Source organism: Nocardia sp. NPDC003269, from assembly GCF_042888005.1.
GTDB lineage: Bacteria > Actinomycetota > Actinomycetes > Mycobacteriales > Mycobacteriaceae > Nocardia.
This window is the reverse complement of the sequence record NZ_JBIAPA010000001.1, coordinates 460,376-473,521: the sequence shown is the minus strand read 5'-3', so window position 1 is coordinate 473,521 and position 13,146 is coordinate 460,376. Positions and strand designations below refer to the sequence as shown.

Sequence of the window (13,146 nt, the reverse complement as noted above, 5' to 3'; positions counted from 1 at the left end):
TGTTGCGAACCCGTGGAGAACCCGACGCAAAGGGCCGGTGCCCGATGAACCGGAAAAGGTTCATCGGGCACCGGCCCTGATTGCGGTCTTATCTCAGAGCTGACCGACGACCCAGTCGATCGAGCGGGTCAGCTGCGAAACGTCTTCCGGATCGATCGCCGGGAACATGCCGACGCGGAGCTGGTTACGGCCCAGCTTCCGGTACGGCTCGGTGTCGACGATGCCGTTGGCCCGCAGGATCTTCGCGACCTGGGCGGCGTCGACCGCGTCGTCGAAGTCGATGGTGCCGACGACCTGCGAACGGTGCGCCGGATCGGTGACATACGGGGTGGCGAAGGAGCTCGACTCGGCCCACGAGTACAGGCGCGAGGACGAGTCCAGGGTGCGCTTGACGGTCCAGTCCAGGCCGCCGCTGGCGTTCATCCACTCGATCTGGTCGGCGAACAGCAGCAGGGTGGCCAGCGCCGGGGTGTTGTAGGTCTGGTCCTTGGTGGAGTTGTCGATGGCGATCGGCAGCGACAGGAACTCCGGGGTCCAGCGGCCCGAGGCCTTGATCTCCTCGACGCGGGCCAGCGCGGCCGGGCTCATGATCGCGATCCACAGGCCACCGTCGGCGGCGAAGCACTTCTGCGGGGCGAAGTAGTACACGTCGGAGTCGGCGATGTTCACCGGCAGGCCGCCCGCGCCGGAGGTGGCGTCGATGGCGATCAGGGCGTTCTCCGAGCCGGCCGGACGCGAGACCGGGATGGACACACCGGTCGAGGTCTCGTTGTGGGCCCAGCCGATGAGGTCGACCGAGGGGTCCGAGACGGGCTCGGGCGCGCTGCCCGGCTCCGACGAGACGACGATCGGGTCACCGATGAACGGGTTGCCCTTGGCGACCGAGGCGAACTTCGAGGAGAACTCGCCGTTGGTCAGGTGCAGCGAGCGCTCGCGGATCAGGCCGAAGGCGGCGGCGTCCCAGAACGCGGTGGTGCCACCGTTGCCGAGCACCACTTCGTAGCCCTCGGGCAGGGAGAACAGCTCACGCAGGCCGTTGCGCACCCGCGCCACGACGTCCTTGACCGGCTTCTGGCGATGCGAGGTGCCGAACACCGAGGCGCCGACAGTCACCAGGGACTGCAGCTGCTCCGGGCGGACCTTGGACGGGCCGCAGCCGAACCGTCCGTCGGCGGGCTTGAGGTCGGCGGGAATGGTCGGGAACGCACTGGTCATGGGGGCGAGTTTAGTGGTCCGCCGATGGTCGAACGCGCACGGGGGCGAGGTCACGGAGCGGCTGTGAGTCGGCCCACTCGTGCGCGCGGTCGGTTGGACGCTTGCTCAGGATGTGTGGGTCGGAGGTCGGCCGAGCCGGGGGTCGCGTGGTCGCCCAGGCGCGGGGCCGGGATCGGGCACACGGCGATCGTCGCCGCCGGTCGCCGCCGTCGCGCCGGACGGATGCGCCGGATCGCCGGATCGGCGGCATCGGGGCCGCGAACGGTTCCTCGCGGGGATCGCGGCTGTCGGTCGGGCGGGTGCGGGGAATTTGCCCCTGTCGGAAGGCGGTTCGCATTACGCTTTCGCTATGAGCCTCGCCGTGGCCGACTCGGGTCGGACCCTGTTCGACCGGTTCGCCTGGGCGTTCGGGCGGCGGCCGGGATTGCTGGCGGAGAGTTCCCGGCGGGAACTGCTGATCAGGGGGTTGCCCGCGACCGCCACCGTGCTGTCGGTACGGTCCCGGCGCGGGGAGGGCGGCTACCGGATCTCGGTGCGGGTGCAGCTGCCCGGCGAGCTGGCCTACGACGCGCGGGTGCGGCAGCGGGTCCGTAGCCAGGACCTGGAATGGATGCAGCCCGGCGACTCCGTCGGCTGCCGGGTCGATCCGGGTGATCGCGAACGCGTGGTGCTGTTCATCCCCGAGGTGCCACAGTCGGGCCGCAGCGCGGCCGCCAAGATCCTGGCCAACGGCCGCCGCGCCGAAGCCACGGTCCTTGCCGTCGCTCCCATCGCCGCCGACTACACCGGCCGCGACGACCCGGTCCTGCGCCTCGACCTGGAGCTGCGCGCCTGGGACGAGCCGACCCCGTGGCGGGTCCGCCTCATCCAGCCGGTGCCCCTGGCCGCGGTCGGCCTCATCGAGCTCGGCACCCGTCTCGACGCCGCCTTCTTCACCGTCGATCGCGGCGCCTCCGTCGCCATCGACTTCACCAGCCTGGCCTGATCACAACCTGATCGGCAGGCACCGCGCCCGCCCCTACCGATGGACAGCGGCAACCGGCGTCCGCGAGTGCCACGTACGGCGGCGGATCGCGGCCCGCGCTACCGGTTGACGGCGGCGACCGGCGTCCGCGAGTGCCACAGACTGCGGCGGATCGGGGCCCGCGCTACCGGTGGACGGTGGCGACCGGCGTCCACGACTACAGGTGGACGAAGGTGAACCCGGACGCGCGCAGTGCCGGAATCGCGGCGGCCATCCCCGCCGCCGTACCGGACTTCGGCCGGTGCATGTGGGCCAGCACGATGCCGCCCGGCGCGGCCGCGCTCATCGCGCGCTGCACCTGGGCAGCCGACGCGGTGGCGCCGAAGTCGGCGTTGACAGTGAACCCCAGCGGAGTCTCGCCCAGCTCGGTGACGATGGCGACCGCGACGTCGTCGTAGTGCGCGGTGCCCGCCCGGAAGAACCGCGGCGCCCGGCCGGTCAGCTCGAGCAGGCGTTCGTGATTGGCCCACACCTCGTGGACGGCCTCCTCGGCCGAGGTGGTGCCCGCGATGTTGTAGGCGGCCCGCCCGGTCACCGAGAGCGGCTTGTGCGCGACACCGTGACTCGCCAGCTCGAACAGCGGGTTCGCGGCCAGCCGCTGGACCCGGCCGGGATTCGCGTCGACCCAGCGCTTGTTGAGGAACAGCGTCGCAGGAACCCGCTCGGCGACCAGCAGGTCGATCAGCGCCTGATCGATCTCGCCGTTGCCCGGCCCGCCGCAGGCGTCGAAGGTGAGCGCCAGCTGCTTGCCCGCGGCCGGGAAACCACTGGTGATGCCGGGCAGATCGACACCCCAGGCGTGCGGCCGCGCACCCGCGTGCCGGGCGGCGACCGCGGCGGGGGAGACGGCGGGCGGCGCGGCAACGGTCGAGATCGGTCGCGCGGACATCGGCGCGGCGCCGGATGGCCCGCCTGTGATCGGCCCGGCACCGGACGGCCCGCCGGCGAGTGGCGCGGCACTCGACGACCCGGGAGCCACCTCGGGCGCGGCCGAATCACCCTGCGCGGCAGCACAGCCGGTGATCACACTCGCTGCAAGCGCGGCACCAGCGCCGAAAAGCCCACGCCGGGACAGACCCTCGTTCCGCACCGCCCACCCTTATCGTTCAGGTCGGCTGAACACTACCTCCGCCGAGCACATCCACCAGGCCGAACAGGCCGTCTACCTGCCGTGTTCCGCGAGCAGATCATGTCGGCACCGGGTTGCGCGGCGACGAACAGTCGCTGAACAGCGAACGACCGGGCGTCGGCGGCCGGGGAGGCCGTCGACGCCCGGTCGGGCGATGCGGGGGTGGGTCAGCCGGCGATGGTGGACCAGCCGGCGACTTCCTCGGGGGTGCGGGGGCCGGGGCCGGTGTAGATGGCGGCCGGGCGGACGAGCTTGCCCAGTTGCTTCTGCTCCAGGATGTGCGCGCACCAGCCCGCGGTCCGGCCGCAGGTGAACATGGCGGGCATCATGTGCGCGGGGACCTCGGCGAAGTCGAGGATCACCGCGGCCCAGAACTCGACATTGGTCTCGATGGCGCGGTCGGGACGACGCTCGCGCAGCTCGGCCAGGGCGGCCTGCTCCAGCGCGGCGGCGACCTCGAAGCGCGGGGCGTCGAGGCGCTTGGCGGTGGCGCGCAGCACGCGGGCGCGCGGGTCCTCGGCCCGGTACACCCGGTGGCCGAAGCCCATCAGCTTCTCCTTGCGGTCGAGGATGCCCTTGACCAGCGCGCGGGCATCGCCGCTCTGCTCGACGGCCTCGATCATCGGAAGCACGCGGGCGGGGGCGCCGCCGTGCAGCGGGCCGGACATGGCACCGATCGCGCCCGACAGCGACGCCGCCACGTCGGCGCCGGTGGAGGCGATGACGCGGGCGGTGAAGGTGGAGGCGTTCATGCCGTGCTCGGCCGCCGACACCCAGTAGGCGTCGATCGCCTCGGTGTGGCGCGGGTCCGGGTCACCCTTCCAGCGGGTCATGAACCGCTCGGTGACGGTGGTGCACTCGTCGATCTTGCGCTGCGGAACGGCGGGCTGGTAGATGCCGCGGGCGGACTGCGCCACATAGGACAGCGCCATCACCGAGGCGCGGGCCAGGTTCTCGCGGGCGGTCTCGTCGTCGATGTCGAGCAGCGGCTCGTAGCCCCAGATCGGGGCGAGCATGGCCAGGCCTGCCTGCACGTCGACACGCACGTCACCGGTGTGCACCGGCAGCGGGAACGGCTCGGCGGGCGGGAGGCCGCGGCCGAACTGGCCGTCGACCAGCAGGGCCCACACGTCGCCGAAGGTGACCCGGTTGGCGACCAGATCCTCGATGTCGACGCCGCGATAACGTAGCGCGCCACCATCCTTGTCCGGCTCGGCGATGTCGGTGGTGAAGGCCACCACGCCTTCCAATCCGCTGACGAAATCCTGTGGTACCGAGCTGGTAGTCATGGTGACTCTCCTTGCAGGGGCATGCCGATCTTTCTGAACCATAGCCCTGGGGATACCGGGTAGTAACGTCGCCCCTGGCCTGACCTCGACCCCTTCCCGGCCGACGTCCCGGCGTACCGTCTGTCCCCATGGTTGACCAGGAACCCGCGACCGCGGCAGACCTCGCCGCGATGCGCGTCGACTACGGCGACCCGCTGTCGGTGCCCGAGGAGACCGACCTCGACGAGACCTGGGTGGCCGGCGGCTGGGAACCGTTGCTGCGCCGCTGGATCGAGCAGGCGCGCGGCCTCGGCATCGCCGAATCCAACGCGATGGTGCTGGCCACCGTGTCGCTCACCGGCCCGGCCCCGCGCCCGGTCGCGCGCACCGTGCTGTGCAAGGGCCTCGCGCCCGATGGCATCACCTTCTACACCAACTACGACTCGGCCAAGGGCAACCAGCTCGCCGCCGACCCGTACGCCGCGGCGACCTTCGTCTGGCCCGCGCTGGCTCGGCAGGTCCACCTGCGCGGGATCACCGAGCGGGTGTCGCCCGAGGTGACCGCGGCCTACTGGCAGACCCGCCCGCGCGACTCGCGCCTGGGCGCCTGGGCCTCGCGGCAGTCGCGGCCCGCGGCCTCGCGCGCCGAGGTGGACCGGTCGCTGGCCGAGACCACCGCCCGCTTCGCCGACGTCGACGACATCCCGGTGCCGCCGTTCTGGGGCGGCTACCTGCTGCGGCCCGACGAGGTGGAGTTCTGGCAGGGCAGGCGCGGCAGGCTGCACAACCGGATCGTCCTGCGGATCGGGGACGCAGGCACAACCGTGGAACGTTTGCAGCCCTAACGAGCGGTGGGCTATGTCACCGAGCGCATCCGTTCTCGGATCGCCCGGCAGTGGCTAATCTGCGGCGAGTGAGACTGCTCGCCGACACCGAACCCCTGCGTCACCCCGACTACCGCAGGCTCTGGACGACCAACATCGTCACCGTCATCGGCGCGCAGCTCTCGGTGGTCGCGGTTCCGCAGCAGATCTTCCAGATCACCGGCAGTTCCGGCTACGTCGGCCTGGCGGGCCTGTTCGGCCTGATCCCGCTGATCGTGTTCGGCCTGTGGGGCGGCGCGCTGGCCGACGTGATGGACCGGCGCACGCTGCTGATCATCACCACCGCGGGCACCGGCGTGACGGCGGTGGCGTTCTGGGTGCAGGCCGCGCTCGGGATGAACAACGTGTGGCTGGTGCTCGGCCTGTTCGCCGCCCAGCAGGCGTTCTTCGCGGTCAACCAGCCCACCCGCAGCGCGGCCATCGCGCGGTTGCTGCCGCCCGAGCAGATCGCCGCGGCCAGTTCGCTGAGCATGACGGTGCAGAACGTGGGCATGATCGCGGGCCCGGTGCTGGCCGGGCTGCTCATCCCGGTGCTCGGCCTGCCGACGCTGTATCTGATCGACGCGATCGCCCTGCTCGCGACGGTGTGGGCGGTGTGGAAACTGCCCGCCTTCCCACCGACGGGTGATCAGCGCCGGGCCGGGCTGCGCGCCGTCATCGACGGTTTCCGCTACCTGACCGGGCAGCGCATCCTGCTCGCCTCGTTCGTCGTCGACATCATCGCCATGGTGTTCGGCATGCCGCGCGCGCTGTTCCCGCAGATCGCGCACGAGACCTTCCACGACCCGGCCGAGGGCGGCGTCGCGCTCGGCCTGCTGTTCGCGGCCATCTCGGCGGGCGCGGTGCTCGGCGGGGTGTTCTCCGGCTGGGTGCCGCGGATCCGCAGGCAGGGTCTGGCGGTGATCGTCTGCATCGTGATCTGGGGCGTGGCGATGATCGGGTTCGGCCTGGCGGTGGGGCTGGCCGGGCACCTGTTCGGGCTGGGCGTGTGGCTGTGGATCGCGGTGGCCTTCCTGGCCCTCGGCGGCGCGGTCGACATGATCTCGGCGGCGCTGCGCACGGCGATGTTGCTCAACGTCTCCACCGACGAGATGCGCGGCCGCCTGCAGGGCGTGTTCATCGTGGTTGTCGCAGGTGGGCCGCGGATCGGTGATGTTGCCCACGGTTTCGCCGCGGCGAGCCTGGGTACCGCTGTAGCTGCCGCGGGTGGCGGTGTCCTGGTCGTCATCGGGGTGGTGCTGGCGGCATTGGCCTTCCCCGCCTTCGTCCGCTACCGGGTGACCCGCGCGCACTCCGATTCTCTGGTCAATTGAGTTGTGCGAGAAGGGAATACATGGTTTTCGCCGATCCGCGACCACCGGGTCCCACCGCCCTGCGCGGAGCCGGTCCGTGACGTCGGCGAACAGGGGATCGGCGCAGGTCGGCACCTGTGCGCCGACCTCACCGCCGATCGGCTCCGGTGTGAGAACGGCGCAGGACAACCCTGATTGCTCGTCTCGACCGAACAACAGCTAGCGTTAGCGCAAGTGCACCGCGTGCCGACCGCACCGGTGCCTACGGTTCTAGCCTGAGAGGGATCCTTCCGTGCCCGCTGAGAACATCACCAACGTCGCCGATGACGCCAAGGCGGTACTGCAGTACCCCGGAGGCGAGTTCCCGATCTCGGTCACCAAGGCCGCAGAGGGCAACGACGGACTCGACTTGGGCAAGCTGCTGGCCAGCACCGGTTACGTCACCTACGACCCCGGTTTCATGAACACCGCGTCGACCAAGTCGGCCATCACCTACATCGACGGTGAAGCGGGCATCCTGCGCTACCGCGGCTACCCGATCGACCAGCTGGCGGGCCGCTCGACCTTCATCGAGGTCAGCTACCTGCTCATCTACGGCGAGCTGCCGACCCAGGCCCAGCTCGACGACTTCACCGATCGCATCCGCCGCCACACGCTGCTGCACGAGGACCTGAAGCGGTTCTTCGACGGCTTCCCGCGCAACGCGCACCCGATGCCGGTGCTGTCGTCCGCGGTGAACGCGCTGTCGGCGTACTACCAGGACTCGCTGGACCCGCGCGACCCCGAGCAGGTCGAGCTGTCCACCATCCGCCTGCTGGCCAAGCTGCCCACCATCGCGGCCTACTCGTACAAGAAGTCGGTCGGCCAGCCGTTCCTCTACCCGGACAACTCGCTGTCGCTGGTGGAGAACTTCCTGCGGATGACCTTCGGCTTCCCGGCCGAGCCCTACGAGGTCGACCCGGAGATCGCCGCCGCGCTCGACATGCTGCTGATCCTGCACGCCGACCACGAGCAGAACTGCTCCACCTCGACCGTGCGCCTCGTCGGCTCCTCCGACGCCAACCTGTTCACCTCGGTGTCCGGTGGCATCAACGCGCTGTGGGGCCCGCTGCACGGCGGCGCCAACCAGGCCGTGCTCGAGATGCTCGACGAGATCAAGGCCAACGGCGGTGACGTCAAGGAGTTCATCCGCAAGGTCAAGAACAAGGAAGACGGCGTGAAGCTCATGGGCTTCGGGCACCGCGTCTACCGCAACTACGACCCGCGCGCCACCCTGGTCAAGCAGGCCGCCGACAAGATCCTGTCGAAGATCGGTGGCGACGACCAGCTGCTCGACATCGCCAAGCAGCTCGAAGAGGCCGCCCTCACCGACGACTACTTCGTCTCGCGTCGGCTGTACCCGAACGTCGACTTCTACACCGGCGTCATCTACCGGGCCATGGGCTTCCCGACCCGCATGTTCACCGTGCTCTTCGCCATGGGCCGCCTGCCCGGCTGGATCGCCCACTGGCGCGAGATGCACTCCGAGCCGCTCAAGATCGGCCGCCCGCGCCAGATCTACACCGGTTACGGTGAGCGTGACTACCGCGATATCGCTGGTCGTTAGTCCGAACCGAAACTATCGAAGGGGATAGCCGAATGACCAAGCCGGAGATCGAATTCCAGGAGGGCCCCGCGCCCACCGAGCTCGTGATCAAGGACCTCGTCGAGGGCGAAGGCAAGGAAGCGGTGCCCGGTGGCACCGTCGAGGTGCACTACGTCGGCGTCGAGTTCGACAGCGGCGAGCAGTTCGACTCTTCGTGGGACCGCGGCGAGTCCATCACCTTCCCGCTGCGCGGCCTGATCCAGGGCTGGCAGGAAGGCATTCCCGGCATGAAGGTCGGCGGCCGCCGCCAGCTGACCATCCCGCCGGAGCTCGCCTACGGCCCCGCCGGCGCAGGCCACCACCTCTCCGGCAAGACCCTGGTCTTCGTGATCGACCTGCTCAACGCGAACTGACCAGCCGAACGCCACTGTGGCCGGGTTCCCTTCGGAACCCGGCCACAGTCGTCTTCGGCGGTCTACTCGTGGACGACTTCGACCGGGTCGGTGAGGGCGAGGGCGAGGGCGGAGTTCTGGGTGGGGCTGCGGGTGGGGAGGGCTTCGATGGCCTTGCCGGTCTGGGTGTTGAGGTTGCCGACGATGGTCTGGAGGGCGCCGACGCCGGTGGTCATCTGTTCGATGGCGGAGGTGATCTGGGTGCCGCCCTGTTCGGCGAGGGCGGGCAGGCCCTCGGCGAGTTCGGCGCCCTGGGTGAGCTGGGTGCGGGCGCTGTCGAGCCGGGTGACGACGGTGCGCAGCAGGGTGCCGAGGTCGGTGTTCGGGTCGACGGCGGCGCCGGTCAGGTCGGCCAGGCCGGTCAGCTGGGCGCCCGCCTGACTCGAGATGCCGCGCAGCGCTTCGAGTTTGGTGATGATGTCGGCCAGCTGGGGGTCGGTGGCGAACGGCAGGGCGCGCAGCAGCGGCAGGATCTGGTCCAGGCCGGTGGACAGCGCGGTGGCGCTGCGCTCCACACCGGCGATGGTGACGCCGGTGGCGCCGAGCGCGTCGGCGAGCTGATTCGCCTGCTTCGTCGCGCCGTCGACGGTCTGGTTCAGCAGCGCGATGGCCGAGGTGAGTTCGCCCGCACCCTGTTTCGCGAAGTCGAGGAAGCCGAGCATCTCCTGCGCGCCGCCGCTGAACTGGGCGGCCCCGTCGGCGGCCGCGTTGACACCGGCGTTGAGCAGCTGGGCGGTGAACTGCACCGAGGTCATCTGATTGCGGGCCTGCGCGACCGCGGCGAGCGCGGCGTCGACCCCGGAGGCGCCGATCCGGTGGGTCACGGCGGCGACCGCGCCGTTCACCACGTTCTCGTCCGCGCCGTCGTGCGCGGCGACGGTGACCTTGGCGCGCTTGGGTTCCGGCGTGGCCAGCGTCGCCATCGACGCGGTGAGATCGGCGGGCAGGGTGATCACCGCGGCGTAGTCGGCGGCGTCCACCTCGCCCGGCTTCGCCACCGTCCACTCGTAGCCGCCCGCGTCCTGGACGGCCTTGGCGACGCGCTCCCCGGTCGGCCCGGTATCGGCGTTGACGAGCGCGAACCCCGTCGGGGCGTCCGACGTGCCTGCGCACGCCGCGATGCCACCACCCGCCAGCGCGACAGCAGCGACGAGACAGACCAACCTGGTGCGTTTTCCGATCACGCCGCCGACGGTATCGAGCGAGTTCGCGCCGGGTCGTGGGAGATGTCTGAGAGTTCGGTGAGGACAGCGGCGGCGGTGATAGCCGACCGTGTGCCGGAACCGCCTCCCGCGCGGGCGATTCCCGCTCATCGGGACTCCAAACCGCGCCGGAATATGTCGTACGTCACACTACCTTCCATTGTTTCGCTGGGTCCGATACAAATCTCGAGTCAATCGAGATCGAGATTTCATCGATTCGTCCGGGGGGTTCGGGGATTCGCCGGGGGCATCGGGAGGGAGACATCGAACATGTTCCACCGCACCATCACCCGCGCGAGCCGGCGCGCCTTCGTCGCCGCGCTGCCGCTGGCCGTCGCCACGTCGCTGGTCACCGCGGGTGTCGCGGCCGCTGACGTCGACACCGAGCGTCAGGCGCAGATCGCCACCGGCCTGGCCAGCGCCGGTGCCGCCGATGGCGTCGACTTCCGCACCACCGTCTCGCCGGACCTGCGCACCATCTCCGCGAGCGTCGACAACGGCCGCTTCGTGATCACCCCTGACGCTGTCACCGTGGTCTCGGCCGCCGGTGTCACCGTCGGCGAGGTCCCGCTGAAGCTGAACACCGTCGACGGCAACGCCATCGCGATCGCCTCCGTGGTCTCCGCCGACGGCAAGACCGTGCAGATGGCGCCGCAGCTGTCGACCGACACCAGCACCGAGCTGAAGGACATCGCCACCAACCCCGAGGCCGGCAACCACGACCCCGTCCAGAACGGTGCGGCCGCCGGTGCCACCATCGGCGCGCTGGCCGCGGCGATCATGTGCGTGCCCGCGCTGGCCGCGTTCATCATCGGCTACGTCTTCTGCGCCATCCCGTCGGTGATCTCCACCGCGCTGACCGGTGCCGTGATCGGTGCCGTCATCGGCCTGGTGATCCCGGAGTCGGTGCCGCAGGTGCTGCCCTGATCTCCGTGGGCGGCTGATCAATAGCTCCGCGATAGCCCCGTCCTCGCGCATCGGCGCGGCGGCGGGGCTATCGCGCGTCTAGGGCGCGTCGCGGATCGGCAGTTCGACGACCAGGCGAGCGCCACCGAGCGGACTGTCCTCGAAATAGGCGCGCCCGCCGTGCAACTGGGCCTGCTGGGCCACCAGGGCAAGGCCGAGGCCGGAACCGCCCTTGCTGGCATTGGTGCCGCGGGCGAACCGGGCGAAGACGGCGTCGCGCTCGGCGGGTGGCACGCCGGTGCCGTTGTCGTCGACGGCGATGACGATGCGCTCGCCGGGCGCGCGATGCGCCGAGACGACGGCGTGCGTTGCCCCACCGTGTTTGACCGAGTTGGTCAGCGCGTTGTCGATGGCGAGGCGCAGCCCGGCGGGCAGCCCGCGGGTCACGAGTTCGGCGTCGGTATCGATCCGGACCGAGAGACCGGGGTTGTGCCGCATGGCGTCGTGGGCGGCCTGATCGCACAGGTCGGCCACATCGGTGGGGATGTGGTCGGCCTCGGCGGTGAGGTCGCCGCGGGCCAGGCGTTCCAGCGCGGTGAGGGTGGTCTCGATCCTGGTCTCGTTGCGGGCGAGGTCGTCGAGGATCTCGCGGCGCTGCTCGTCGGTGAGATCGAGGGTGCGCAGGACCTCGAGGTCGGTGCGGATCGCGGTGAGCGGGGTGCGCAGCTCGTGCGCGGAGACGGCGGCGAAATCGCGCGCGGTCTCCAGCGCGGCGGCGGTCTCGGCCTGCGCCTCGTCGACGCGGGCCAGCATGGTGTTCACCGCGTCGGCCAGCTTCACCGCCTCGTCGACCCCGGACCCGTCGACCGGCTGGGCGGCGTGGTCCGGGTCGCCGAACGAACTGCGCGCCGAGACCTGCTTGGTCAGCTTCACGATCGGCCCGACCGCGCGCCCGGCCAGCAGCCAGCCCAGTGCCGCGGCCGCCGCCACCGCGATCGCGGCGCCCGCGAGCACCCAGCGCTGCTGATCGGCGGTAGCCTTGGCGGCCTCGGTGGTCGGGATGGCCAGCGAGACGGTGCGACCGGCGGGCTGGTTCTCGGTGGTGGTGAGTACCCGATAGGGCTGGTCGTTGACCTCGACGGTCTGCGAGCCCGGCGGCAGATCGGGCAGCTGGGTGGAGCTGGACGCGGTCACCTGGCCGTTGTCACGCACGGTGAGCGCCATGGTGGTCTGCAGCCCGGTCAGGTTGACGAAGCCGGTGGCCAGCACCGGCTCGATCAGCACGATCCGCGAGGCGATCTCGAGCTGCTGGTCGGTCTGGGTCACATTGTTGCGTTCGATCGCTTGGAAACCCACGAAAGCGGCGATCGAGACGATGACGACGGCACCCGCCGCGGCCGCTCCCGCGACCCTGGTTCGCAGCGAAAACGATTGTCTCCGACGGCGTTTCGGCGGGGCCTCGATCATTTCGGTTCCCGGAGCACGAACCCTACGCCGCGAATCGTGTGCAAAATCCTTGGCGTGTCATCTATTTCGAGTTTGCGTCGCAAGTATCCGACGAACACGTCGACGACATTCGTATCGGCTATGAAATCGTAACCCCACACCAATTCCAGCAGCCGTTCGCGCGTCAACACCACACCCGCATTCCTGGCCAGGGTGGACAACAATTCGAATTCCCGTTTGGTGAGCTCGATTTCCTTGCCGCGCAGCAGCGCGCGGTATCCCGCCACGTCGAGCTGCAGCGGGCCCACGGTGATCGCGCCGGGCGCGACCGGCTCCGGGGTGTCGGTGCGGCGGCGCAGCAGCGCCCGGATCCGGGCCACCAGCTCGGCCAGCTCGAACGGTTTCACCAGGTAGTCGTCGGCGCCGGACTCCAGGCCCGCGATCCGGTCGTCGACCGAGGCGCGGGCGCTGAGCACGCAGACCGGCACGTCGTTGCCCATCGCCCGCAGGGCCGTCACCACGCCCGCGCCGTCGAGCACCGGCATGTTCATGTCGAGGACCACCGCGTCGGGCGCGTGCTCGGACACGGCGCGCAGGGCGGCCGCGCCGTCGCGCGCGACCAGCACCTGGAACCCGGACAGCCGCAGGCCACGTTCGACCGAGGCGAGGACGTCCTCGTCGTCGTCGACGACCAGGACAGTGGAGGCAGCACGATCGGTCACGCCGCAATCCTAGGGGCGGTG

Annotated in this window: 12 protein-coding genes; 6 read left to right on the top strand and 6 right to left on the bottom strand. The window is 70.3% G+C overall.

Going from position 1 to position 13,146, the window contains the following annotated elements; genetic code table 11:
- Window positions 1-93: 93 nt before the first annotated feature.
- A complete protein-coding gene (gene serC / locus ACFYWJ_RS02015) occupies window positions 94-1,215 on the bottom strand; it encodes a phosphoserine transaminase (RefSeq protein ID WP_355271117.1) in 1,122 nt (373 codons plus the stop codon).
- A 349-nt stretch (window positions 1,216-1,564) separates the two neighbouring features.
- On the opposite strand from serC, the gene ACFYWJ_RS02010 reads away from it, so the two are divergent.
- Window positions 1,565-2,200, top strand: coding sequence for a hypothetical protein (locus ACFYWJ_RS02010; protein ID WP_355271119.1), 636 nt, complete (start codon window positions 1,565-1,567; stop codon window positions 2,198-2,200).
- Window positions 2,201-2,396: 196 nt separating this feature from the next.
- Here ACFYWJ_RS02010 and ACFYWJ_RS02005 read toward each other — a convergent pair whose 3' ends face one another.
- Window positions 2,397-3,128, bottom strand: a complete 732-nt coding sequence (locus ACFYWJ_RS02005; protein WP_355271121.1) for a polysaccharide deacetylase family protein — start codon at window positions 3,126-3,128, stop codon at window positions 2,397-2,399.
- Between the two features lie 407 nt (window positions 3,129-3,535).
- Window positions 3,536-4,657 (bottom strand): citrate synthase 2, encoded by a 1,122-nt coding sequence (locus ACFYWJ_RS02000; RefSeq protein ID WP_030200564.1) that lies wholly within the window; start codon window positions 4,655-4,657, stop codon window positions 3,536-3,538.
- Between the two features lie 128 nt (window positions 4,658-4,785).
- Here ACFYWJ_RS02000 and pdxH point away from each other — a divergent pair, with 128 nt between their 5' ends.
- The 4 genes from pdxH (at window position 4,786) to ACFYWJ_RS01980 (ending at window position 8,810) form a co-directional block, all read left to right on the top strand.
- A complete protein-coding gene (pdxH, locus tag ACFYWJ_RS01995) occupies window positions 4,786-5,481 on the top strand; it encodes a pyridoxamine 5'-phosphate oxidase (RefSeq protein ID WP_355271123.1) in 696 nt (231 codons plus the stop codon).
- Between the two features lie 68 nt (window positions 5,482-5,549).
- Complete coding sequence (locus ACFYWJ_RS01990; protein WP_355271125.1) at window positions 5,550-6,833, top strand: MFS transporter; 1,284 nt, start codon at window positions 5,550-5,552, stop codon at window positions 6,831-6,833.
- Window positions 6,834-7,104: 271 nt separating this feature from the next.
- Window positions 7,105-8,418: a citrate synthase gene (locus ACFYWJ_RS01985; protein WP_218716908.1), complete on the top strand. Its 1,314-nt coding sequence runs from the start codon at window positions 7,105-7,107 to the stop codon at window positions 8,416-8,418.
- A gap of 32 nt (window positions 8,419-8,450) precedes the next feature.
- Complete coding sequence (locus tag ACFYWJ_RS01980; protein WP_218716909.1) at window positions 8,451-8,810, top strand: FKBP-type peptidyl-prolyl cis-trans isomerase; 360 nt, start codon at window positions 8,451-8,453, stop codon at window positions 8,808-8,810.
- 62 nt (window positions 8,811-8,872) lie between these two features.
- Here the strand turns inward: ACFYWJ_RS01980 and ACFYWJ_RS01975 are convergent, their stop codons facing one another.
- The gene (locus tag ACFYWJ_RS01975) at window positions 8,873-10,033 is read right to left on the bottom strand and encodes a hypothetical protein (protein ID WP_355271127.1); all 1,161 of its coding nucleotides are present in this window, start codon (window positions 10,031-10,033) and stop codon (window positions 8,873-8,875) included.
- A gap of 288 nt (window positions 10,034-10,321) precedes the next feature.
- On the opposite strand from ACFYWJ_RS01975, the gene ACFYWJ_RS01970 reads away from it, so the two are divergent.
- Window positions 10,322-10,978, top strand: a complete 657-nt coding sequence (locus ACFYWJ_RS01970) for a hypothetical protein (RefSeq protein WP_355271129.1) — start codon at window positions 10,322-10,324, stop codon at window positions 10,976-10,978.
- A 78-nt stretch (window positions 10,979-11,056) separates the two neighbouring features.
- On the opposite strand, the gene ACFYWJ_RS01965 is transcribed toward ACFYWJ_RS01970, so the two are convergent.
- Together ACFYWJ_RS01965 and ACFYWJ_RS01960 are read right to left on the bottom strand one after the other, a co-directional pair.
- Window positions 11,057-12,313 carry a HAMP domain-containing sensor histidine kinase gene (locus ACFYWJ_RS01965; protein ID WP_355271131.1) on the bottom strand — a complete coding sequence of 419 codons (1,257 nt, stop codon included), beginning with the start codon at window positions 12,311-12,313 and terminating at the stop codon, window positions 11,057-11,059.
- Window positions 12,314-12,420: 107 nt separating this feature from the next.
- Window positions 12,421-13,125: a response regulator transcription factor gene (locus tag ACFYWJ_RS01960; RefSeq protein WP_355271133.1), complete on the bottom strand. Its 705-nt coding sequence runs from the start codon at window positions 13,123-13,125 to the stop codon at window positions 12,421-12,423.
- Between the last annotated feature and the right edge of the window lie 21 nt (window positions 13,126-13,146).